The sequence below is a fragment of the Pantoea sp. ANP04 genome (assembly GCF_041982285.1).
In the GTDB taxonomy this organism is placed as follows: domain Bacteria; phylum Pseudomonadota; class Gammaproteobacteria; order Enterobacterales; family Enterobacteriaceae; genus Pantoea; species Pantoea eucalypti.
Map to the genome: position 1 here is coordinate 1 of NZ_JAUTYS010000024.1, position 20,312 is coordinate 20,312.

At 52.5% G+C, this 20,312-nt stretch carries 21 protein-coding genes and 1 other annotated feature; of the genes, 7 read left to right on the forward strand and 14 right to left on the reverse strand.

The window, feature by feature from the left end; genetic code table 11:
* Nucleotides 1-188: 188 nt before the first annotated feature.
* The 3 genes from clpB to rluD form a co-directional block, all read right to left on the reverse strand.
* Complete coding sequence (gene clpB, locus Q7C21_RS21775) at nt 189-2,774, reverse strand: ATP-dependent chaperone ClpB (RefSeq protein ID WP_182630296.1); 2,586 nt, start codon at nt 2,772-2,774, stop codon at nt 189-191.
* Nucleotides 2,775-2,888: 114 nt separating this feature from the next.
* The gene (gene yfiH / locus Q7C21_RS21780; protein ID WP_039660792.1) at nt 2,889-3,617 is read right to left on the reverse strand and encodes a purine nucleoside phosphorylase YfiH; all 729 of its coding nucleotides are present in this window, start codon (nt 3,615-3,617) and stop codon (nt 2,889-2,891) included.
* Entirely contained in the window at nt 3,617-4,594 is a 978-nt protein-coding gene (gene rluD / locus Q7C21_RS21785; protein WP_003849028.1) for a 23S rRNA pseudouridine(1911/1915/1917) synthase RluD, read from the reverse strand. The genes yfiH and rluD overlap by 1 nt, the downstream gene beginning before the upstream one ends.
* A 129-nt stretch (nt 4,595-4,723) precedes the next feature.
* On the opposite strand from rluD, the gene bamD reads away from it, so the two are divergent.
* From bamD to pheA, 4 genes are all read left to right on the forward strand, one after another.
* Nucleotides 4,724-5,455, forward strand: a complete 732-nt coding sequence (bamD, locus tag Q7C21_RS21790; RefSeq protein WP_003849029.1) for an outer membrane protein assembly factor BamD — start codon at nt 4,724-4,726, stop codon at nt 5,453-5,455.
* 280 nt (nt 5,456-5,735) lie between these two features.
* Nucleotides 5,736-6,071, forward strand: coding sequence for a ribosome-associated translation inhibitor RaiA (gene raiA / locus Q7C21_RS21795; RefSeq protein ID WP_003849030.1), 336 nt, complete (start codon nt 5,736-5,738; stop codon nt 6,069-6,071).
* Between the two features lie 88 nt (nt 6,072-6,159).
* Nucleotides 6,160-6,284: a sequence feature (Phe leader region), on the forward strand.
* Nucleotides 6,161-6,208 (forward strand): pheA operon leader peptide PheL, encoded by a 48-nt coding sequence (gene pheL / locus Q7C21_RS21800; RefSeq protein WP_197066373.1) that lies wholly within the window; start codon nt 6,161-6,163, stop codon nt 6,206-6,208. It overlaps the preceding feature by 48 nt.
* 22 nt (nt 6,285-6,306) lie before the next feature.
* Nucleotides 6,307-7,482, forward strand: a complete 1,176-nt coding sequence (gene pheA, locus Q7C21_RS21805; RefSeq protein ID WP_008927084.1) for a bifunctional chorismate mutase/prephenate dehydratase — start codon at nt 6,307-6,309, stop codon at nt 7,480-7,482.
* 32 nt (nt 7,483-7,514) lie between these two features.
* Here pheA and tyrA read toward each other — a convergent pair whose 3' ends face one another.
* Both tyrA and Q7C21_RS21815 read right to left on the reverse strand, forming a co-directional pair.
* Complete coding sequence (tyrA, locus tag Q7C21_RS21810) at nt 7,515-8,636, reverse strand: bifunctional chorismate mutase/prephenate dehydrogenase (protein ID WP_008927085.1); 1,122 nt, start codon at nt 8,634-8,636, stop codon at nt 7,515-7,517.
* Between the two features lie 5 nt (nt 8,637-8,641).
* Nucleotides 8,642-9,721 carry a 3-deoxy-7-phosphoheptulonate synthase gene (locus Q7C21_RS21815; protein WP_286865594.1) on the reverse strand — a complete coding sequence of 360 codons (1,080 nt, stop codon included), beginning with the start codon at nt 9,719-9,721 and terminating at the stop codon, nt 8,642-8,644.
* A 289-nt stretch (nt 9,722-10,010) separates the two neighbouring features.
* Here Q7C21_RS21815 and Q7C21_RS21820 point away from each other — a divergent pair, with 289 nt between their 5' ends.
* Entirely contained in the window at nt 10,011-10,547 is a 537-nt protein-coding gene (locus Q7C21_RS21820; RefSeq protein WP_008927086.1) for a GNAT family N-acetyltransferase, read from the forward strand.
* 96 nt (nt 10,548-10,643) lie between these two features.
* On the opposite strand, the gene rplS is transcribed toward Q7C21_RS21820, so the two are convergent.
* The 5 genes from rplS to ffh form a co-directional block, all read right to left on the reverse strand.
* Nucleotides 10,644-10,991, reverse strand: coding sequence for a 50S ribosomal protein L19 (gene rplS, locus Q7C21_RS21825; RefSeq protein ID WP_003849035.1), 348 nt, complete (start codon nt 10,989-10,991; stop codon nt 10,644-10,646).
* 44 nt (nt 10,992-11,035) lie between these two features.
* The gene (trmD, locus tag Q7C21_RS21830) at nt 11,036-11,800 is read right to left on the reverse strand and encodes a tRNA (guanosine(37)-N1)-methyltransferase TrmD (RefSeq protein ID WP_003849037.1); all 765 of its coding nucleotides are present in this window, start codon (nt 11,798-11,800) and stop codon (nt 11,036-11,038) included.
* 35 nt (nt 11,801-11,835) lie between these two features.
* A complete protein-coding gene (rimM, locus tag Q7C21_RS21835; protein WP_003849039.1) occupies nt 11,836-12,384 on the reverse strand; it encodes a ribosome maturation factor RimM in 549 nt (182 codons plus the stop codon).
* Between the two features lie 18 nt (nt 12,385-12,402).
* Nucleotides 12,403-12,651, reverse strand: a complete 249-nt coding sequence (gene rpsP / locus Q7C21_RS21840; protein WP_003849041.1) for a 30S ribosomal protein S16 — start codon at nt 12,649-12,651, stop codon at nt 12,403-12,405.
* A 142-nt stretch (nt 12,652-12,793) separates the two neighbouring features.
* Complete coding sequence (ffh, locus tag Q7C21_RS21845) at nt 12,794-14,155, reverse strand: signal recognition particle protein (RefSeq protein WP_003849043.1); 1,362 nt, start codon at nt 14,153-14,155, stop codon at nt 12,794-12,796.
* 166 nt (nt 14,156-14,321) lie between these two features.
* On the opposite strand from ffh, the gene Q7C21_RS21850 reads away from it, so the two are divergent.
* Nucleotides 14,322-15,122, forward strand: coding sequence for an inner membrane protein YpjD (locus Q7C21_RS21850; RefSeq protein WP_003849045.1), 801 nt, complete (start codon nt 14,322-14,324; stop codon nt 15,120-15,122).
* A 15-nt stretch (nt 15,123-15,137) separates the two neighbouring features.
* Nucleotides 15,138-16,424: an HlyC/CorC family transporter gene (locus Q7C21_RS21855; RefSeq protein ID WP_187512983.1), complete on the forward strand. Its 1,287-nt coding sequence runs from the start codon at nt 15,138-15,140 to the stop codon at nt 16,422-16,424.
* 61 nt (nt 16,425-16,485) lie between these two features.
* Here Q7C21_RS21855 and luxS read toward each other — a convergent pair whose 3' ends face one another.
* The 4 genes from luxS to yqaB all read right to left on the reverse strand — a co-directional run bounded on the left by luxS (nt 16,486) and on the right by yqaB (nt 19,785).
* Nucleotides 16,486-17,001, reverse strand: a complete 516-nt coding sequence (luxS, locus tag Q7C21_RS21860; protein ID WP_003849049.1) for an S-ribosylhomocysteine lyase — start codon at nt 16,999-17,001, stop codon at nt 16,486-16,488.
* A gap of 153 nt (nt 17,002-17,154) precedes the next feature.
* On the reverse strand, nt 17,155-18,762 hold the full coding sequence (gene gshA, locus Q7C21_RS21865; protein WP_003849050.1) for a glutamate--cysteine ligase: 1,608 nt from the start codon (nt 18,760-18,762) through the stop codon (nt 17,155-17,157).
* Nucleotides 18,763-18,793: 31 nt separating this feature from the next.
* Nucleotides 18,794-19,222 (reverse strand): YqaA family protein, encoded by a 429-nt coding sequence (locus tag Q7C21_RS21870; protein WP_154926992.1) that lies wholly within the window; start codon nt 19,220-19,222, stop codon nt 18,794-18,796.
* A complete protein-coding gene (gene yqaB, locus Q7C21_RS21875) occupies nt 19,219-19,785 on the reverse strand; it encodes a fructose-1-phosphate/6-phosphogluconate phosphatase (protein WP_154926991.1) in 567 nt (188 codons plus the stop codon). Before yqaB ends, Q7C21_RS21870 begins: the two co-directional genes overlap by 4 nt.
* Nucleotides 19,786-20,312: the final 527 nt, after the last annotated feature.

Genomic DNA, 20,312 nt, shown 5'->3' on the forward strand with positions numbered 1-20,312 from the left:
CCGTTTTCCGTTGCCGGTTTGCCGTGTCAGTGGAGGCGCATTATAGGGAACGGCTGAGATAGCGCAAGTGCAAATTAAGACTTTTTTTCTGACCGTTCACTTTGCAGCCAAAAAGAACAGTAAGTAAGCAAAAACCCCTTTAAAGGGTAAAAAAAACGGGCCAGAGGCCCGTTTTTCGATTCGCACTATTACTGATGTGCCGTTATGACGTCGTTAACGACATCCATTTCGATGGTTTTACCCGGCACCAGCGAACCTGCAAGGATCTGCTGAGCCAGCGGGTTCTCGATCTGCTGCTGTATCGCACGTTTCAGCGGACGCGCACCATAGACCGGGTCATACCCATTTTCCGCCAGCAGTTTGATCGCATCATCGGAGATGTGCAGCTGATAGCCACGTTCATCCAGACGTTTGTACAACCGCTGCAGCTGAATCTGCGCAATGGAGGCAATGTGTTTCTCCGCCAGCGGATGGAACACCACTACCTCATCAATACGGTTGACGAATTCAGGACGGAAATGCTGTCCGACCACACCCATCACAATATCTTTCATTTCCGGATAGCTGAGATTACCGAACCGCTCCTGGATTAAATCTGACCCCAGGTTAGAGGTCATGATCACCACGCTGTTACGGAAATCGACCGTACGGCCCTGTCCATCCGTCAGACGCCCATCATCCAGCACCTGCAGCAGAATGTTGAAGACATCAGGATGCGCCTTTTCAACTTCATCCAGCAGGATGACGGAATAAGGACGACGGCGCACCGCTTCGGTCAGATAACCGCCCTCTTCATAGCCGACGTAGCCCGGAGGTGCACCCACCAGCCGTGAGACCGAATGTTTTTCCATAAACTCGGACATGTCGATACGCACCATCGCATCGTCACTGTCGAACAGGAAATTAGCCAGCGACTTACACAGTTCGGTTTTACCTACCCCGGTTGGACCCAGGAACAGGAAAGAGCCGATAGGCCGGTTAGGATCAGAGAGACCTGCACGACTACGGCGTATGGCATTCGATACCGCTTCTACCGCTTCATCCTGTCCAATGACCCGGCCATGCAGATCCTGCTCCATGCGCAGCAACTTATCACGCTCACCTTCCATCATGCGTGCCACCGGAATACCGGTCCAGCGCGCCAGTACATCGGCAATCTCCACATCTGTTACGCGGTTGCGCAGTAACTTCATGGTTTTACCTTCAGCCTGAGTCGCTGCGGCTAACTGTTTTTCCAGTGCCGGAATTTTACCGTACTGCAGCTCTGACATCTGAGCGAGATCGCCCTGGCGACGGGCCTGCTCTAAATTCAGACGCGCCTGCTCCAGTTCAGCTTTGATGTTCTGCGTGCCGGACAGCGAGGCTTTCTCTGTCTTCCACTCATCTTCCAGCTCAGCGTATTCACGCTCTTTCTGATTCAGCTCGGTTTCCAGCATTTCAAGACGCTTGATGCTGGCATCGTCCGCCTCTTTCTTCAGCGCCTGCTGCTCCAGCTTCAACTGAATGATACGGCGCTCCAGGCGATCGAGTGACTCCGGCTTGGAGTCCATCTGCATACGAATACTGGATGCCGCCTCATCAATCAGGTCAATGGCTTTATCCGGCAGCTGGCGGTCAGCAATGTAACGATGAGACAGCGTTGCTGCCGCGACAATGGCCGGGTCAGTGATCTGCACATGATGATGCAGTTCGTAACGCTCTTTCAGGCCACGCAGAATCGCGATGGTGTCTTCCACACCTGGCTCAGCCACGAAGACTTTCTGGAAACGACGCTCCAGCGCGGCATCTTTCTCGATATACTGACGATACTCATCCAGTGTGGTGGCACCCACGCAGTGCAGTTCACCACGCGCCAGCGCAGGCTTAAGCATATTGCCCGCGTCCATCGCACCGTCCGCTTTACCCGCACCGACCATAGTGTGCAGTTCGTCGATAAACAGAATGACGTTGCCTTCCTGTTTCGACAGATCGCTCAGCACCCCTTTCAGACGCTCTTCGAACTCACCGCGATATTTCGCCCCGGCGACCAGTGCACCCATATCCAGCGCCAGCACCCGACGACCTTTCAGGCCCTCAGGCACTTCACCGTTAATGATGCGCTGCGCCAGCCCTTCAACAATCGCAGTTTTACCCACACCAGGTTCACCAATCAGCACCGGGTTATTTTTGGTACGGCGCTGCAGAACCTGAATAGTGCGGCGAATCTCTTCGTCACGGCCGATGACCGGATCGAGTTTGCCCTTCTCGGCACGCTCGGTCAGATCGATGGTGTATTTCTTTAATGCCTGGCGCTGATCTTCAGCACCCTGATCGTTCACGTTGTCTCCTCCCCGCATCTGTTCAATCGCACCGGTGATTTTTTCGCGTGTTGCGCCCGCTGCTTTGAGCAGATCGGCCAGTGAGCCACGAGATTCCAGAGCGGCCAGAACAAATAATTCTGATGAAATAAAGTTATCGTTGCGCTTCTGCGCCAGCTTATCGCACAGGTTTAATACCCGGACGAGGTCAGATGAAGGTTGAACGTCCCCTTCGCTGCCTTCAACTTGTGGCAGGCGATCGATGGCCTGCTCAACCTGAGCGCGAAAAGGCGTAACGTCGACACCCGCCGAAGTCAGTAAAGGTGAAACCGATCCGCCTTCCTGTTTAAGCAATGCGCTCATCAGGTGCAGAGGTTCAATGAATTGGTTGTCGTGTCCCAGAGCCAGGGACTGCGCGTCGGCGAGAGCCAGCTGAAATTTGTTAGTAAGACGATCCAGACGCATAATTCCTCCCATTACAGGTCAAAATGCTACTGGAGATTAAATGAGGTCATCCCTCAAAAATTTCAAGGTTAATGACCTGAGATTTGAGTAAAAAACACGCTAACTGGACCGTCTTATGGCGTAAGGTTATAACAGCCAGATTAAAGTTGCCATACGCCCGGTGATACCATCGCGACGGAAGGAGAAGAAATCATCGCGCTGCGTAAAGGTACAACGGCTGTCAGCGCTGATTGAATTCACGCCCGCTGCCTGCAGTCGCATACGCGCCAGCAGCCAGATATCAGCGTAAAAACGGTCGCCTGAAGGACGGAAAGCCTGCACAGCGCGGGGATCCTGCGCCATAAAAGCCTCACGCACTTCTGCGCCAACCTCAAACGCATCCGGTCCGATGGCCGGCCCCAGCCAGACATGAATCTGCTCAGGCGGAGAACGAAACTGCGCCAGCGTATTTTCCAGTACACCGGCACAGAGCCCGCGCCAGCCTGCATGTGCTGCCGCCACTTCCGTCCCATCCTGCGAACAGAACAGCACCGGCAGACAGTCAGCGGTCATGATGGCGCAGACGACGCCGGGCTGATCGGTAATGCAGGCATCAGCACGTAATGGCGTACTTCCGCCTGCAGTCAGACGCACGACCTCCGTGCCATGAACCTGCTCCAGCCACTGCGGCATAGCGGGCAAATCCGCCTTATCCACCAGCAACTGACGGTTACGCGCCACCGCATCCGGATTATCTCCCACGTGCCCGCCGAGATTCAGCGCATCCCAGGGCGACGTGCTTACGCCACCCTGTCGCTGCGTCGAGCAGGCCCGAACGCGTGACGAGGCGGGCCATTGCGGCGTAATCAGACTCATCACCAATTCATCTGGTCTTTAAATTCTTCAGTGTCTGCTTTTAACGCCGCGATTAAATCAACCATGTCCTGTGGAAGCGCAGCATGGAATTCCATCTCAATACCACTGATTGGATGATAGAGGCGCAACATCGTGGCGTGCAGTGCCTGACGATCGAAACCGCGCAGCGTAGTAATAAATGCCTCTGATGCCCCTTTTGGCGGACGCGGGCGGCCACCGTAAAGTGGATCGCCCACCAGCGGATGGCTGATGTGAGACATATGCACACGGATCTGGTGAGTACGACCCGTCTCCAGACGCAGACGCAGACGGGTATGAGCCCGGAAATGCTCCATGATGCGATAATGCGTCACCGCCGGTTTGCCCATTGGATGAACCGCCATATGGGTACGTTTGGTGGAGTGACGGCTGATAGGCTGCTCAACCGTGCCGCCCGCCGTCATATTGCCAATCGCGACCGCTTCATATTCACGGGTGATTTCGCGACGCTGCAGCGAGTCCACCAGATGCGTCTGAGCCGGAACGGTTTTCGCGACCACCATTAAACCGGTGGTGTCTTTATCCAGGCGGTGTACGATGCCGGCGCGTGGCACATCCATAATCGCAGGGTAGTGATGAAGTAAGGCGTTTAACACCGTGCCATCCGGATTACCGGCGCCAGGGTGAACCACAAAGTCACGTGGTTTGTTGATGACAATAATGTCTTCATCTTCATAAACGATGTCGAGTGGCAGATCCTGAGGTTCCCAGCGCTGTGCCTCTTCGATCTCAGCGTCAATCGCGACCAGCTCGCCGCCCAGCACTTTTTCTTTGGGGGTATCGACCATAACGCCGTTTACAGTAACGCGACGATCGAGGATCCACTCTTTTATGCGGGAACGTGAATAATCAGGGAACAATTCCGCCAAAGTCTGATCTAAACGTTGTCCGAGTTGTGATTCGGATACCGTTGCGGTGAGTTGAACTTGTTGTGCCATATACAGCTTCTTCGTTAACGTTGGGTTTTCACGGCGATGCCGTTTAATATAATGTGCTATCGTACCTGGTCATTACCGGGAGCTATACGGACAGCTTCCGCCATAACATTTGAGGATAATCACTTCGTCATGACGCGTATGAAACATCTGGTGGCTGCTGCCACACTGAGCCTGGCACTTGTTGGTTGTTCCGGCTCAAATGACGCGGTACCGGACAACCCGCCTTCTGAAATCTATGCTACAGCGCAGCAAAAGCTGCAGGACGGTAACTTTAAAGCCGCGATTAAGCAACTGGAAGCGCTGGATAATCGTTATCCGTTCGGTCCTTATTCGCAGCAGGTGCAGCTGGATTTAATCTACGCGTACTATAAAAATGCCGATCTGCCCCTGGCGCAGGCTGCCATTGCTCGCTTTATGCGTCTGAACCCCACGCATCCGAACATTGACTATGTCATCTATATGAAAGGTCTGACGGACATGGCGCTGGATGACTCCGCGCTGCAGGGCTTCTTTGGTATTGATCGTTCTGACCGCGATCCGACGCACGCTCGTGATGCTTTCCGCGACTTCTCCCAGCTGCTGCGTAATTACCCGAACAGCCAGTATGCGGCTGATGCTCAGAAACGCCTGGTCTATCTGAAAGACCGTCTGGCTAAATATGAGCTGTCAGTGGCGCAATTCTATACTAAGCGTGAGGCTTATGTCGCGGTTGTTAACCGTGTAGAGGGTATGATGCGCGATTATCCGGATACGCAGGCGACACACGATGCCCTGCCACTGATGGAAAATGCTTACCGTAATCTGCAGCTGAACGCTGAAGCTGACAAAGTGGCGAAAATCATTGCAGTCAACAAAAGCTGATAGCCCGACAGATTTCAGCCACAAAAAAAGCAGCCTGCGATGGCTGCTTTTTTTTGCCCGAAGAACAGTCAGATTTGGATCTGATTCCAGCGAGCTAACTCATCCAGCATGCCGTGTTAATCGTTTCGCTTCAAGCCATTTCAGCGAGTTTCTCTGCCTTTCTCACAGAATGTTGTAACTGACAAAAAGTGACATTTTTTCGTGATCAAAATCTCACATTTAACGTTTTTTCGCGCTATGCTGAGAAGACCAAGACGGAAATGACAGAGAGGTAAGAATAATGATTCTGAACATTACCAGTAAACAAATGGACATCACCCCGGCAATCCGAAGCCATGTTGAAGACCGTCTCGCCAAGCTCGAAAAATGGCAAACCGACCTGATTAATCCGCATATTGTCCTGTCCAAAGAGCCCAAAGAATTCGTGGCTGATGCCACTATTAACACACCGAACGGGACTCTGGTGGCCAGCGCCAAGCACGACGATATGTATACCGCCATCAACGATTTGATTGCGAAACTCGAACGTCAGCTGAATAAAGTTCAGCATAAGTCTGAAGCCCGCCGCGCCAGTGCCAGCGTAAAAGACATTATCCCCGCCGACGAAGAGTCCTGATTTCCTTAACGCGCCTCCGGGCGCGTTTTTTATTGACAGCTTTTAAGCAGTACGGTTACTCTCAGGTCACTCACATTTCGGACATTACGATGAAACCCACTCTGTTTTTCTTCGCTTTCTTTTTTACCTTCCCCTGAACGGGAGGCTATTCGTCGTGTGAAAATGAAAGCGAAGACGAACAACGAAGCCTCCCAACCGGGAGGCTTTTTTATTGGATAGCATACAGGTGAGCCCTATGAATCCCGACAATCCCTTGCTGGCGTTACGCGATAAGATCAGCGCAGTGGATAAAAAACTTCTGACGCTGCTGGCCGAGCGTCGTCTGCTGGCAGTGGAAGTCGCACATGCAAAACTTGCCACGCATCGCCCGATTCGGGATGTGGAACGCGAACGTGCGCTGCTGGAGAATCTGATTGTACTGGGTAAAGCGCATAAACTGGATGCGCACTACATCACCCGGCTGTTCCAGCTGGTTATTGAAGATTCAGTGCTGACTCAGCAAGCACTGCTGCAGAAAAATCTCAACCATCCTCATGCGCATGCCGCCCGTATCGCATTCCTCGGCCCGAAAGGCTCTTACTCGCACCTTGCCGCACGCAACTACGCGTCACGTCATTTCGACAGCATGGTGGAGTGTGGCTGCCTGAAATTTCACGACATCATCAAGCAGGTCGAAAATGGCCTGGCTGATTACGCCGTGATGCCGATTGAGAACACCAGTTCGGGCTCGATCAATGATGTCTACGATCTGCTGCAACAGACCAGCCTCTCTATCGTGGGCGAACTGACCTTACCTATCGACCACTGCGTGCTGGTGAATGGCCCCACCGATCTGCAGCAGATTGAGACGGTGTACAGCCATCCTCAGCCCTTCCAGCAGTGCAGCCAGTTTATTAACCGTTTCCCGCACTGGAAAATCGAATATACCGAGAGTACCGCAGCAGCAATGGAGAGAGTGGCTGCGCTCAACTCACCTAAGGTGGCAGCATTAGGCAGTGAAGCCGGTGGTGAGCTCTATCAGTTGCAGGTGCTGGAACGTAATCTGGCAAACCAGCAGCAGAACCATACCCGCTTTATCGTGCTCGCCCGAAAAGCCATCGAGGTTTCAGATCAGGTGCCAGCGAAAACGACACTGATTATGGCAACCGGCCAGCAGGCGGGTGCACTGGTTGATGCACTATTGGTGCTGCGTCAGCACAACCTGATTATGAGCAAGCTGGAGTCACGCCCGATTAATGGCAATCCGTGGGAAGAGATGTTTTACATTGATGTGCAGGGTAACCTGCAATCAGAGCGGATGCAGCAGGCTCTGCAGGAGTTACAGACCATGACCCGCTCTCTGAAGGTGCTGGGCTGCTATCCCAGCGAGAATGTGATACCCGCTGAACCCGGCGATGAAACCGTTGAATAGCAAAAAGGCATCCGCAGGGATGCCTTTTTCGTTTATGGCCGACTGTCATTGGCCGAGCGTAACAGACTCCGGCTTTCCACCAGGAAGCGTTTCGCGTGATCGCCAAACCACTGCTCGACCCGGTTAAAGCTGGCAATGAATGCCTGTTTATCGCCCTGCTCCAGCAGCGCAATCGCTTCACCAAAGCGCTGGTAATAACGTTTGATCAGCGCCAGATTACTCTCTGACGACATGATGATATCCGCGTAAAGCTGCGGATCCTGAGCAAACAACCGCCCTACCATTGCCAGCTCCAGTCGATAGATAGGCGATGAGAGTGCCAGCAGCTGATCAAGATTCACGTTTTCTTCAGCTAAATGCAGACCGTAGGCAAAGGTGGCAAAGTGACGCAGTGCCTGAATAAACGCCATGTTCTGGTCATGCTCTACAGCGCTGATACGATGCAGACGCGCACCCCAGACCTGAATCTGCTCCAGGAACCACTGATACGCTTCCGGCTGTCGGCCATCACACCAGACCACCACCTGTTTTGCCAGGCTGCCGCTGTCCGGGCCAAACATCGGGTGCAGACCCAGCACCGGACCATTATGAGTGGCCAGCATCGCCTGCAGAGGCCGGTTTTTCACAGAAGCCAGGTCCACCAGAATACAATCTTCCGGCAGTGGCGGCAGCTGTGCAATAACCTGCTCGGTCAGGTGAATCGGCACACTGATGATGACCATACCGGCATCGCTGAGCAGCGTTTCAGCCTGAGGCCAGTCTTCTTTATCCAGCGTTTTAACTGTGTAGCCTGACAGGCCGAGCATTTTTTCAAACAACCGGCCCATCTGGCCTTTGCCGCCGACAATCACCACCGGGCGCAGTTCAGGACAGAGGGTTTTAAAGCCTTTGTCATTTTCGCTGGTATAGGACTCGCGCATCACACGACGCAGCACATCTTCAATCAGATCCGGGGGGACGCCGAGCGCCTCTGCCTCTTTGCGACGCGAAGCCAGCATTGACGCTTCACGCTCAGGGACATAGATAGGCAGACCATAACGGCTCTTCACCTCCCCCACCTCAGCCACCAGCTCCAGCCGTTTAGCCAGCAGATCCAGCAGCGCCTTATCAACACTGTCAATTTGATCGCGTAACGCGGTCAGTTCAGCCACCATTGCTCTTACACCTCTTGTGACAGACGCGCCGACAGCACTCCCTGCAGATCCTGATGCATCTCACGCAGCAACGTTTCGGTCACTTCCCAGTTGATGCACGCATCGGTTACGGAAACGCCATACTTCATTTCGCTGCGCGGCTGCTCAGAAGACTGGTTACCTTCATTGATATGGCTTTCCAGCATCAAACCAATGATTGAACGGTTTCCGTCTTTGATCTGCGCAATAGCGGATTCCGCTACGCCAGGCTGACGGCTGTAGTCTTTATTCGAATTGCCATGGCTGCAATCTATCATTAAGGCTGGACGCAGTCCCGCCTTCAGCATCTCTTTTTCACACTGCGCGACATCTTCGGGACCGTAGTTCGGCGCTTTGCCACCACGAAGAATTACGTGACCATCCGGATTGCCCTGAGTCTGCAGCAGGCAGACCTGACCGGCCTGATTAATCCCGACAAAACGGTGCGGCATTGCAGCAGCACGCATCGCGTTGATTGCTGTGCCCAGACTGCCATCGGTGCCATTTTTAAAGCCAACTGGCATCGACAGGCCCGAGGCCATCTCACGGTGCGTCTGAGATTCTGTCGTCCGTGCGCCAATCGCCGACCAGCTGAACAGGTCGCCCAGGTATTGCGGGCTATTCGGATCCAGCGCTTCTGTGGCCAGCGGCAAGCCCATTTCAACCAGGCTCACCAGCAGCTGGCGCGCAATATGCAGACCCGCTTCCATATCAAACGAGTTATCCATGTAAGGATCATTGATCAGCCCTTTCCAGCCAACGGTAGTACGGGGTTTTTCAAAATAGACGCGCATCACAATATAGAGCTGATCTTTCAGCTGTTCAGAAAGCGTTTGCAGACGACGAGCATAGTCCAGTGCCACTTCGGTATCGTGAATCGAGCAGGGTCCGCACACCACCAGCAGACGCGGATCGCGGCCGGCAATAATGTCAGAGATAGTCTGGCGGGACGCCGCGACCTGATCCTGCTGTTCAGTTGTCAGTGGAAACTTCGCTTTCAGTTCTTCAGGCGTGATCAATACCTGTTCACCGGCGATATGCACATTGTTCAGCGCGTCTTTTTGCATGATGGCGATCCTTTGGCTCGATATAGCGGATAAGGGCTCCTCATTGAGGATTGCAAATACTGTATCACAGACAATACATAGCGCAAGATTACATGTACACATTTATTACCACAGGTCTGAATAAACCAACCTAACGACAAATAAGATCATATATATCATTTATTTAAATTTGATAACGGGATTAATTACAGCCTCCTTAATGTAAAATAAAGTTTACATACACTCTTATTGCGTTTCTGTCTGTTGCAGGCAAAATGAGAATATTGTTTATTTTCAGGCTGAGTCCATTATGCACGCCTCCCCACTGAACATCTCCCTCCGACCTTTTCTGCTAAGCGACGTCTCCGCGTTTACCGCTGCGGTCAATGCTTCTCTGGACAGCCTGATCCCGTGGATGGTCTGGGCGCATCACGATTACCAGCCTCATGATGCCGAAAGCTGGATCCGCTTTACCCACTGGCAACGGATGAAGGAGGAAGCGGAAGAGTTTGCGATTGTTGATCAGCATGACCAGCTGCTGGGGGGCGCAGGAATACGCTTTGCCCGCCATCCGGGTGACACCAGCGCAATAGGTTACTGGGTTCGCAGTGACGTTCAGCGCCAGGGAATTGCCAGCCGCGCGGTGGCAAAGCTACTCCCTCTGGGGTTTTCACGACCGGAGACCCGGTTGATTGAAATTCTGGCGGCGGAGGACAATCTGGCCAGTCGGAGAGTCGCTGAAAAGTGCGGCGGTCAGTTTATTGGCTGTCGCTATGGCCTGATCGTATTAGAGGCGGGACCGGTTAATACGGCGATTTATCATTTTCACCGGCCGGACGCCGGTTGACTGCAGGCTGCAAGGATGGCACTGACATAAAAAAGGGGCTGGCAGATGCCAACCCCTTGTTTGCTATTAACTTTTAGATGTCGCGTTAGCGATACCTTAGTTAAGACGCTCTTTAATACGAGCAGACTTACCAGTACGCTCACGCAGGTAGTACAGTTTGGCTTTACGCACAGCGCCACGACGTTTAACAGCGATGCTGTCAATTACAGGTGAATGAGTCTGGAATACACGCTCAACGCCTTCGCCGTTAGAAATTTTGCGAACAGTGAATGCAGAGTGCAGACCGCGGTTACGAATAGCGATAACCACGCCCTCGAATGCCTGCAGACGTTTTTTAGAACCTTCAACGACCCATACTTTCACTTCCACGGAATCACCCGGGCGGAAGGAAGGTACGTCCTGTTTCATCTGCTCTTGTTCAATTTGCTTGATAATGTTGCTCATAATTAAATCTCATATCCTGGGTAAACTGATAGTCGGGGAAGAGCTTACTCTTCCACATCATCGTTTTGTTGCTGCTGAGATTCCCGCTGGAACTCATTCAACAACCTTGCTTGCTCTTCAGTCAGAGCCAGGTTTTCCAGAAGTTCAGGTCTTCTCAGCCAGGTACGGCCTAGCGACTGCTTCAGACGCCAGCGGCGAATATCAGCATGGTTACCTGACAGTAATACTGCCGGGACTTCCACGCCGTCTAACACTTCAGGTCGGGTATAGTGCGGACAATCCAGCAAACCTTCAGAGAACGAATCCTCATCGGCTGACGCCTGCTTGCCGAGTACGCCGGGAATAAACCGGGCGACTGCGTCAATCATCGTCATCGCTGGCAGTTCCCCGCCACTGAGAACGTAATCACCGATTGACCATTCTTCATCAATTTCGGTCTGGATTACGCGCTCATCAATCCCTTCATAACGGCCACAGACCAGAATTAACTTGTCCCGTGCCGCCAGTTCGCAAACGCCCTGTTGGTCCAGTTTGCGACCCTGAGGTGAAAGATATATCACCCTGGCCCCTTCACCTGCCGCTGCTTTCGCTGCGGAGATGGCATCCCGTAAGGGTTGTACCATCATCAGCATTCCCGGTCCGCCGCCGTAAGGACGATCATCCACGGTACGGTGCCGGTCGTGAGTGAAATCACGAGGACTCCAGCTCTGAATGCTGAGCAGACCGTTTTTTACAGCCCGGCCAGTTACCCCGTAATCGGTAATAGCGCGAAACATTTCTGGAAACAGGCTAATAACACCAATCCACATTGTATTCGCCGTTACGTTACCGTTCGATTCGGAGATCAAAAACCAGGATCCCAATCTACCTCAATGACGCCAGTAGAGAGATCGACTTTCCTGATAACCTGTTCATCAAGAAACGGAATTAACCGCTCCTGAGCACCGAACGCATCCTTCAGGTTTGCCTTAACGACGAGAACGTCGTTCGAGCCGGTTTCCATCATATCGATGACTTTACCCATCTCGTAGCCTTCAAGGTTAACGACCTGGCAGCCCATAAGGTCTTTCCAGTAGTAGTCGCCCTCTTCCAGCGATGGCAACTGCGTCGAGTCAACCTGAATTTCGCAATTGGTTAACTGAGCCGCCGCATCCCGATCTTCAATGCCTTTGACTTTGATGATCAGGTCCTGATTGTGGTGCTTCCAACCTTCCAGTTCGACCTGCTGCCATTTACCGGCGCGCTGGATGAACCAGGGTTGGTAGTTGAAGATGCTTTCAGCGTCTTCAGTGGAGGAAAACACTTTGAGCCAGCCGCGAATACCGTAGGCGGCTCCCATCTTACCCAACACAATTGGGTTAACAGGAGGCTGTGCGGCAAGTTGTCTGCTCATGCTCACCACCGTGACAGATTAAGCTGCTTTCTTAGCTTCTTTGACCAGCGCGTTAACGCGGTCAGAAAGCGTTGCGCCCTGGCCAACCCAGTGCTCGATACGATCCAGATCAAGACGCAGACCTTCAGCCTGACCAGATGCGATCGGGTTGAAGAAACCAACGCGCTCGATGAAACGACCGTTGCGTGCATTGCGGCTGTCAGTGACGACGACCTGATAGAACGGACGCTTTTTAGCGCCGTGACGTGCCAAACGAATTGTTACCATAACATCCTCTTCAGTTAATAAAACACCCGGCCCCCATCGAGGAACGGGGTCCGGGTGCTGTATAAAAAGCCCGAAAATTTTACTCATTTTGGCGAAAAAAGCAACCCAAACCGTGCCTTTTCGGGCTTTTTTGTGGAACGCTTTAGCGGCCAGGGAAACCTGGCGGCATCATACCCTTCATGCCGCGCATCATTTTCGCCATACCGCCCTTCTTCATTTTCTTCATCATACGCTGCATGTCGTCGAACTGCTTTAATAAGCGGTTAACGTCCTGCACCTGCATACCGGAACCGGTAGCAATACGGCGCTTGCGCGAGCCTTTGATGATTTCTGGTTTCTCACGCTCTTTGCGCGTCATCGAGTTGATGATGGCTTCCATGCGCACCAGCACTTTGTCATCCATCTGCGACTTTACGTTATCTGGCAGCTGTCCCATACCCGGCAGTTTACCCATCAGGCTGGCCATGCCGCCCATGTTGCGCATCTGCTTTAGCTGCTCAAGGAAGTCATTGAGATCAAAACCGTCGCCGGTTTTCAGCTTCTTAGCCAGTTTCTCCGCCTGATCGCGGTCAACTTTGCTTTCGATGTCTTCAATCAGGGAGAGTACGTCACCCATGCCCAGGATACGCGAAGCAATACGCTCCGGGTAGAATGGCTCAAGCGCTTCGGTCTTTTCACCGACGCCCATGAATTTGATCGGTTTGCCGGTGATATGGCGAATTGACAGCGCCGCACCACCGCGTGCATCACCGTCAACCTTGGTCAGAATAACACCGGTCAGCGGCAGCGCTTCATTAAAGGCTTTTGCCGTGTTTGCGGCATCCTGACCGGTCATGGCATCGACCACAAACAGGGTTTCTACCGGCTTGATCGCCGCATGAACCTGTTTGATTTCGTCCATCATTGCTTCGTCAACGTGCAGACGGCCGGCGGTATCCACCAGCAGCACATCGTAGAACTTCAGACGAGCTTCACGCAGCGCATTGTTGACGATATCGACCGGCTTCTGGCTGAGATCGGACGGACAGAAATCCACGCCAACCTGCTGTGCCAGCGTTTCCAGCTGTTTAATTGCCGCCGGACGATAGACGTCGGCAGAAACCACTAAAACTTTCTTCTTGTGCTTCTCGCGCAGGAATTTACCCAGCTTAGCAACACTGGTGGTTTTACCGGCACCCTGCAGGCCCGCCATCAGCACCACGGCTGGTGGCTGTGCTGCCAGGTCGAGTGCGTTGTTCTCTGCACCCATCGCCGCAACGAGTTCGTTACGTACGATTTTGATAAACTCCTGACCTGGCGTCAGACTTTTATTCACATCATGACCGACCGCGCTCTCTTTCACACGGTTGATGAAGTCACGCACCACCGGCAACGCAACGTCAGCCTCAAGCAGTGCCATGCGCACTTCACGCAGGGTCTCTTTGATGTTCTCTTCAGTCAGCCTTCCGCGGCCGCTGATATTTCGCAGGGTTTGCGACAAACGATCGGTTAAATTATCAAACATGGTCTCTCACTAAAAAAAAGATCGCGAGGCGCCTGATCGGCAGAATGCGGCGGATTATAACACGAAGCCTCGGCGATCTCTGCAATTGCCCCTCAGATCGTTTGGAGCCTGCTTCGGCTGGCGCTATACTGCCTTTTTCCTTATCTGACTGAACCTGAAAGGATCTATGTTCGTTTTCGCGATAGTGGCGCTATTCGCCTACTCCTTAAGTCTTGCCTTGATCATTCCCAGCCTGTTGAAACGTAACGGCGGCTGGCGGCGAATGGCGATGCTCTCTGCCTGTGTGGCGCTGGTGACACACGCGGTGGCCTTGCAGCAACGCATATTTGCTATTGATAGCGGACAGAACTTAAGCCTGCTTAACATTGGTTCACTGGTCAGCCTGTTGATTTGCGCCATCATGACCATTGTGGCGTCACGCAACCGTGGCTGGCTACTGCTGCCGATTGTTTATAGCTTCGCGCTGATCAATCTGGCCTTTGCCACCTTTGTCCCCAATGCGTTCATCACGCATCTGGAAACTACGCCAGGCATGATGATCCACATCGGCCTGTCGCTGTTCGCCTACGCAACGCTGATCATCGCCGCGCTTTATGCGCTGCAGCTGGCGTGGATCGATTATCAGTTAAAAAACAAGCGACTGGCGTTCACCCAGGATATGCCGCCGCTGCTGACCATCGAACGTAAGATGTTTCATATCACCCAGGTTGGCGTCGTGCTGTTAACGCTGGTGCTCTGCACCGGTCTGTTTTATATGCAGGATCTCTTCAGCGCAGAAAACGTCGATAAAGCCGTGCTCTCGATCATCGCGTGGTTTGTTTATATCGTTTTGCTCTGGGGGCACTATCATGAAGGCTGGCGTGGTCGCCGCGTCGTCTGGTTTAACTGCAGCGGTGCGGTGCTGTTGACCATGGCTTACTTCGGCAGCCGCATCCTGCAGCATCTGCTTGTCCCTGGTTCTCGTTAAAAAGGAAGTTTTGCGTTGGAGAATGTTTCAACTACCACGCTGATTATTATTCTCTGCATCATGGTACTGGTTTCAGCTTATTTCTCAGGCTCTGAAACCGGCATGATGACACTGAATCGCTATAAACTGCGCCATCAGGCTAAAAATGGTGATCGCGCAGCTCGACGTGTCGAAAAACTGCTGCGCCGCCCGGATCGTCTGATCAGTCTGGTGCTGATTGGTAATAACCTGGTCAATATCCTTGCTTCCGCGTTAGGCACTATTGTCGGAATGCGTCTGTATGGTGATGCGGGTGTCGCCATTGCAACCGGCGTGCTGACCTTCGTGGTGCTGGTCTTCGCTGAAGTGTTACCCAAAACCGTGGCGGCCCTTTATCCGGAAAAAGTGGCCTATCCGAGCAGCTTTTTACTTACTCCGCTGCAATACATCATGCTACCGCTGGTCTGGCTGCTGAACACCATTACCCGGCTGCTGATGCGCCTGGCAGGTATTCGCTCTGACGGCTCTGTTAACTCAGCGCTGAGCAAAGAGGAGTTACGCACCATTGTCTATGAGTCGCGTAGCCTGATGTCACGCCGTAACCAGGACATGCTGCTCTCCGTGCTCGACCTGGAGAAAGTCAGCGTTGACGACATTATGGTGCCGCGTAATGAGATTGTTGGTATCAACATCAACGATGACTGGAAGTCAGTCGTGCGCCAGCTAAGCCATTCACCTCATGGCCGCATTGTGCTGTTCAGAGATTCACTGGATGACTGCGTCGGCATGCTTCGTGTGCGTGAAGCCTGGCGCATGATGACGGAGAAAAAAGAGTTCACTAAAGAGACGCTGCTACGCGCCGCCGATGAAATCTACTACATCCCCGAAGGAACGCCGCTGAACACCCAGTTGGTGAAGTTCCAGCGCAATAAAGAGAAAGCGGGCGTGGTGGTGGATGAATATGGCGACATCAAAGGGCTGGTGACGATAGAGGACATTCTGGAAGAGATTGTCGGTGACTTCACTACCTCCATGTCACCGTCGCTGGCGGAAGAAGTGATGCCGCAGAATGATGGCTCCGTGCTGATTGAAGGCAGTGCCAGCGTGCGCGAAATCAATAAGGCCTTTAACTGGGATCTGCCAGAGCAGGAAGCGCGTACCATCAACGGCATGTTACTGGAAGCGCTGGAGGAGATCCCTTCTAATGCCACACGTGTTCAGATTGGCCATTACAACGTCGATATTCTGGACGTGCAGGATAATATGATTAAACAGGTGCGCATCACGCCGAAGACGCCGCTGAAAAAATCGGTCGGTTCCTGAAGCCATAAAAAAACGCCGCAATCGAAATGATGCGGCGTTTTTTTTAGCAGAGAAGCCCTGACTAGATGTGCAGTTCTTTCAGCTTTTCAGCAGGCAGTTTCAGATCGTCATTACGGTTAACGCCGATCTCATGCGCCAGCACATTGCGGGCAATCTGCTGCGCTTCATCCAGTGAGTGCAGCTTGTAGCTGCCACACTGATATTCATTCAGCTCAGGGATCTGGTTCTGATCTTTCACTTTCAGAACATCTTCCATCGCCCCTTTCCACGCTTTCGCAACGCGCTGCTCGTCTGGCGTACCAATCAGGCTCATGTAGAAGCCGGTACGGCAGCCCATTGGCGAGATATCGACGATTTCCACACCGTCACCATTCAGGTGATCACGCATGAAGCCGGCAAAGAGATGCTCCAGCGTATGAATGCCACGCTCAGTGAGGATATCAATGTTCGGACGGCAAAAACGCAGGTCAAAAACGGTAATCGTATCGCCATGCGGAGTCTTCATGGTTTTCGCAACGCGGACTGCCGGTGCGCCCATGATGGTGTGATCAACGGTAAAACTGTCCAGTAGTGGCATACGTCACCTCCTGTTCTGAGAATTTTTTTTAAAACGATGAAACTTTTCTGTTCGCCCAACGTCTGAATATATGAAAGACGCGCATTTGTTATCATCATCATCCCTGACAACAGAGATGTTAATTTGGCCACATTGATGTGGCCTTTTTCTTTTCTACCCTTCCCGGCTCGCCAGATACGCTTCAAAATCCAGCTTATCATTTGCTTCCAGCTGCTGCTGTGCAGCAACAGATTCCTGCGCCTGACGCGTGAAATCTTCTTCTGTCAGCACTTCCAGCGGTTCTTCACAGAGCATATGGCGATACTGTTCAGCCAGTGCCACGCCGGTGCCGGTTACACCATTATCCTTCATTGCCTGAAGGATGCGCGCCGAGTAGGTTAGCTCAGGATCATCAAAGGATGCTACCAGTTGATCACAAACCTGCTGATATTCCGTGCTGTCCTGATTGTGACTGTCTAAGACTTCAGCAACCCGGCGCAGGTCGGCAAACAGGGTTTTGCCCACTTCAACCAGCGAATGTTCCGCTTCTCCACAACCCACCGCAATTTTCTGATCCGGTTTACGCCCTTCGAGCACCACCCGATTCCAGTTTTTGCGGGTGCATTGCAACTCATCTGCACTCATTTCCGGTGCATCCGCCAGGGTACACCAGATCAGGAACAGATCGAGGAAGCGAACCTGATTCTCATCGACGCCGATGGCAGAGAACGGATTGATATCCAGTGAACGTACTTCAATGTATTCGATGCCACCGCGCAGCAGCGCATCAGAAGGCGCTTCACCCGAGCGTGTAACACGCTTAGGCCGGATGGGCGCATAGAGCTCGTTCTCAATCTGCAGCACGTTAGTGTTGAGCTGCAGCCAGTTACCGTCAGCATCTTTGGTGCCCATCGCTGCATACTCATCTGACGGCGTCTTGATCGCTTTTTTCAGCGCAGTGACATAGCCTTCCAGCGAGTTAAACGTGATGCCCAGAGCGCTCTGCGATTTATTGGTGTAGCCTAAATCGCTCAGACGCAGCGAGGTGGCATACGGCAGCCACATCGTATCTTTGTCATTGGTTTCAAATGGCAGCGCACTCTCACGACCCTGCAGGAAACTGGAGCTGATAGCCGGTGATGCGCCAAACAGATAAGGTATCACCCAGCCGAAGCGATAGTAGTTACGAATCAACCGCAGATAACCTGCGGAGATAGTCTCTTTTCCGCTTTCCTGATCTTTCACGTCAGCCCACTCCTGCCAGAAAGAAAGTGGCAGCGAGAAGTTATAGTGAATGCCAGAGATCGTCTGCATTAACGCGCCGTAGCGGTTTTTCAGACCTTCGCGGTAAAGGGTCTTCATCTTACCGATATTGGATGTGCCATATTGCGCCAGCTCAATATTGTCAGCATCGTCAATGACGCACGGCATACTGAATGGCCACATGCGTTCATCACCGAGTTCACGGGCAACGTGACGGTGGATATCGCGCAGGAACGCCAGCATATGATCAATGCTGTGATCCACTGGCGTGATGAATTCCAGTAACGTTTCGGCAAAATCAGTAGTGATCCAGTCATGTTTCAGCGCCGAGCCCAGAGATTCCGGGTGGCCGCTTTTTGCCAGATCGCCATTTTCCTGTACACGCAGCGTTTCACGCTCGATGCCACGACCAATCCCTTTAAGGGCATTGGGATGCGCTTCCAGCCAGGATAGCGCTTTAGATACGTCCGGGATCACATTACCCCCCCGCTGTGATAATAATTTATTTTTGTTCAGCATAATGTTAACCGTAGCCCCGAATCTGTGCGAATCAATGCCACCATTGCATACCCTGTAATGTGGCAGTCGCGATAACGATATAACGCAGTGTTTTACCGACAGCGAGAAACAGTATCGCTGGCAGCCAGGCGAAACGTAACCAGCCCGCGAGAACGCAGAGCAGATCACCTATCACCGGTAGCCAGCTGAATAAAAGTGCTGCTGGTCCCAGTCGGTGCAACCACGTCATTGCTGTGTCATGCCATCGCCCCTGACGTTTTAACGGCAGCAGGCGACCAATAAGAATGTTGGTTAAACCGCCCAAGGTGTTTCCCAGTGATGCGGCTACAAGCAACCCGTAAACTGATGTCTTTTTTGCTATCAATAGTGCTATCAGTAATGCTTCAGAACTTCCCGGCAGGAGCGTCGCACTCAGAAAACTGCTGCCAAACATCGAGGCATAGGTAAGTACTTCACTCACAGTAAACGAACATCCACCACTGCCATGCCTGCCGCTTTAGCGGCCTGAATACCAAAGTCTGCATCTTCGAACACCACACAACGTGCCGGCGCCACACCCATCAACTCAGCGCAGCGCAAGAAGGTCTCAGGCTCAGGTTTATGATGCTGTACGTCGTCAGCGCCGACGACTGCCGTAAAGAGCTCACGCACGCCAAGCTGCGTCAGTAACGCCTCTGCCATGCTATGTTCAGTTCCGGTCCCCACAGCCATAGGACGACGCCCGTGATACGCCTTCGCCACCTCCAGTAAAGGCAGCGGCTTAACGTTTTCCAGCAGCATCGCTTTCACAGCAGCGGTTTTTTCTGCAGCAAGAAGATGAGGGTCGTGTGACGACTGATTGGATTCAATGATGAATTGCGCAAGCCGCCAGGCAGGTGCGCCATTAAAGTCGATAATACGTGCTTCATCCAGCGTTAATCCGTAACGCTGGAGCACCTGACGCCACGCTTTTCGATGTGTCGGCTCAGTATCAAGAATCGTGCCGTCCATATCAAAAATCAGGCCGTCATATTGATCGTACATTGTCACTCCGGACATTCACCAAATGAGACATTACTTTAGCCTAATGTGGACAGGTTGTCGCCAGGGGGGATGAACAGCAAATGCTTTGAAAGCATTAGCAATTTTTGTTTTCAGATAAAGGTGATCGTGCGCGGCCAGCGATAACCGTACGAATTTTCAGCGATTTTTTAACATTACTCTGGCAGGCAAGCGGTGGCGGACGGGCGTGGGCAGTAAAATGGCGATCTCTGAGGCGGAGAAAATGTGTTACGTGTCGCTTAAGTCAGGATGATGAATCAATGGGGCAGATCAGGCAGGAAAACAGTGTGGGTAAAGCCAGAGGGTAACTGCAGGGGAGCAGTTCAGGATGCTCGTTCAGCGCTTGCTGTACAGGGTATAAAAAAGTATGTCTCTTTTGAGGTCTTAGCGATGATTACGCCAAATTCATTGAGGGAACTTAAAACTGAAGAAGATGGTGCATCCAGGAGGATTCGAACCTCCGACCGCTCGGTTCGTAGCCGAGTACTCTATCCAGCTGAGCTATGGAT

Coding starts and splice junctions, on each gene's coding strand:
- clpB (WP_182630296.1), bottom strand. CDS start 2,774: ATGGGAGGAATTATGCGTCTGGATCGTCTTACTAACAAATTTCAGCTG.
- yfiH (WP_039660792.1), bottom strand. CDS start 3,617: ATGAGTCTGATTACGCCGCAATGGCCCGCCTCGTCACGCGTTCGGGCC.
- rluD (WP_003849028.1), bottom strand. CDS start 4,594: ATGGCACAACAAGTTCAACTCACCGCAACGGTATCCGAATCACAACTC.
- bamD (WP_003849029.1), top strand. CDS start 4,724: ATGACGCGTATGAAACATCTGGTGGCTGCTGCCACACTGAGCCTGGCA.
- raiA (WP_003849030.1), top strand. CDS start 5,736: ATGATTCTGAACATTACCAGTAAACAAATGGACATCACCCCGGCAATC.
- pheA (WP_008927084.1), top strand. CDS start 6,307: ATGAATCCCGACAATCCCTTGCTGGCGTTACGCGATAAGATCAGCGCA.
- tyrA (WP_008927085.1), bottom strand. CDS start 8,636: ATGGTGGCTGAACTGACCGCGTTACGCGATCAAATTGACAGTGTTGAT.
- Q7C21_RS21815 (WP_286865594.1), bottom strand. CDS start 9,721: ATGCAAAAAGACGCGCTGAACAATGTGCATATCGCCGGTGAACAGGTA.
- Q7C21_RS21820 (WP_008927086.1), top strand. CDS start 10,011: ATGCACGCCTCCCCACTGAACATCTCCCTCCGACCTTTTCTGCTAAGC.
- rplS (WP_003849035.1), bottom strand. CDS start 10,991: ATGAGCAACATTATCAAGCAAATTGAACAAGAGCAGATGAAACAGGAC.
- trmD (WP_003849037.1), bottom strand. CDS start 11,800: ATGTGGATTGGTGTTATTAGCCTGTTTCCAGAAATGTTTCGCGCTATT.
- rimM (WP_003849039.1), bottom strand. CDS start 12,384: ATGAGCAGACAACTTGCCGCACAGCCTCCTGTTAACCCAATTGTGTTG.
- rpsP (WP_003849041.1), bottom strand. CDS start 12,651: ATGGTAACAATTCGTTTGGCACGTCACGGCGCTAAAAAGCGTCCGTTC.
- ffh (WP_003849043.1), bottom strand. CDS start 14,155: ATGTTTGATAATTTAACCGATCGTTTGTCGCAAACCCTGCGAAATATC.
- Q7C21_RS21850 (WP_003849045.1), top strand. CDS start 14,322: ATGTTCGTTTTCGCGATAGTGGCGCTATTCGCCTACTCCTTAAGTCTT.
- luxS (WP_003849049.1), bottom strand. CDS start 17,001: ATGCCACTACTGGACAGTTTTACCGTTGATCACACCATCATGGGCGCA.
- gshA (WP_003849050.1), bottom strand. CDS start 18,762: ATGCTGAACAAAAATAAATTATTATCACAGCGGGGGGGTAATGTGATC.
- yqaB (WP_154926991.1), bottom strand. CDS start 19,785: ATGTACGATCAATATGACGGCCTGATTTTTGATATGGACGGCACGATT.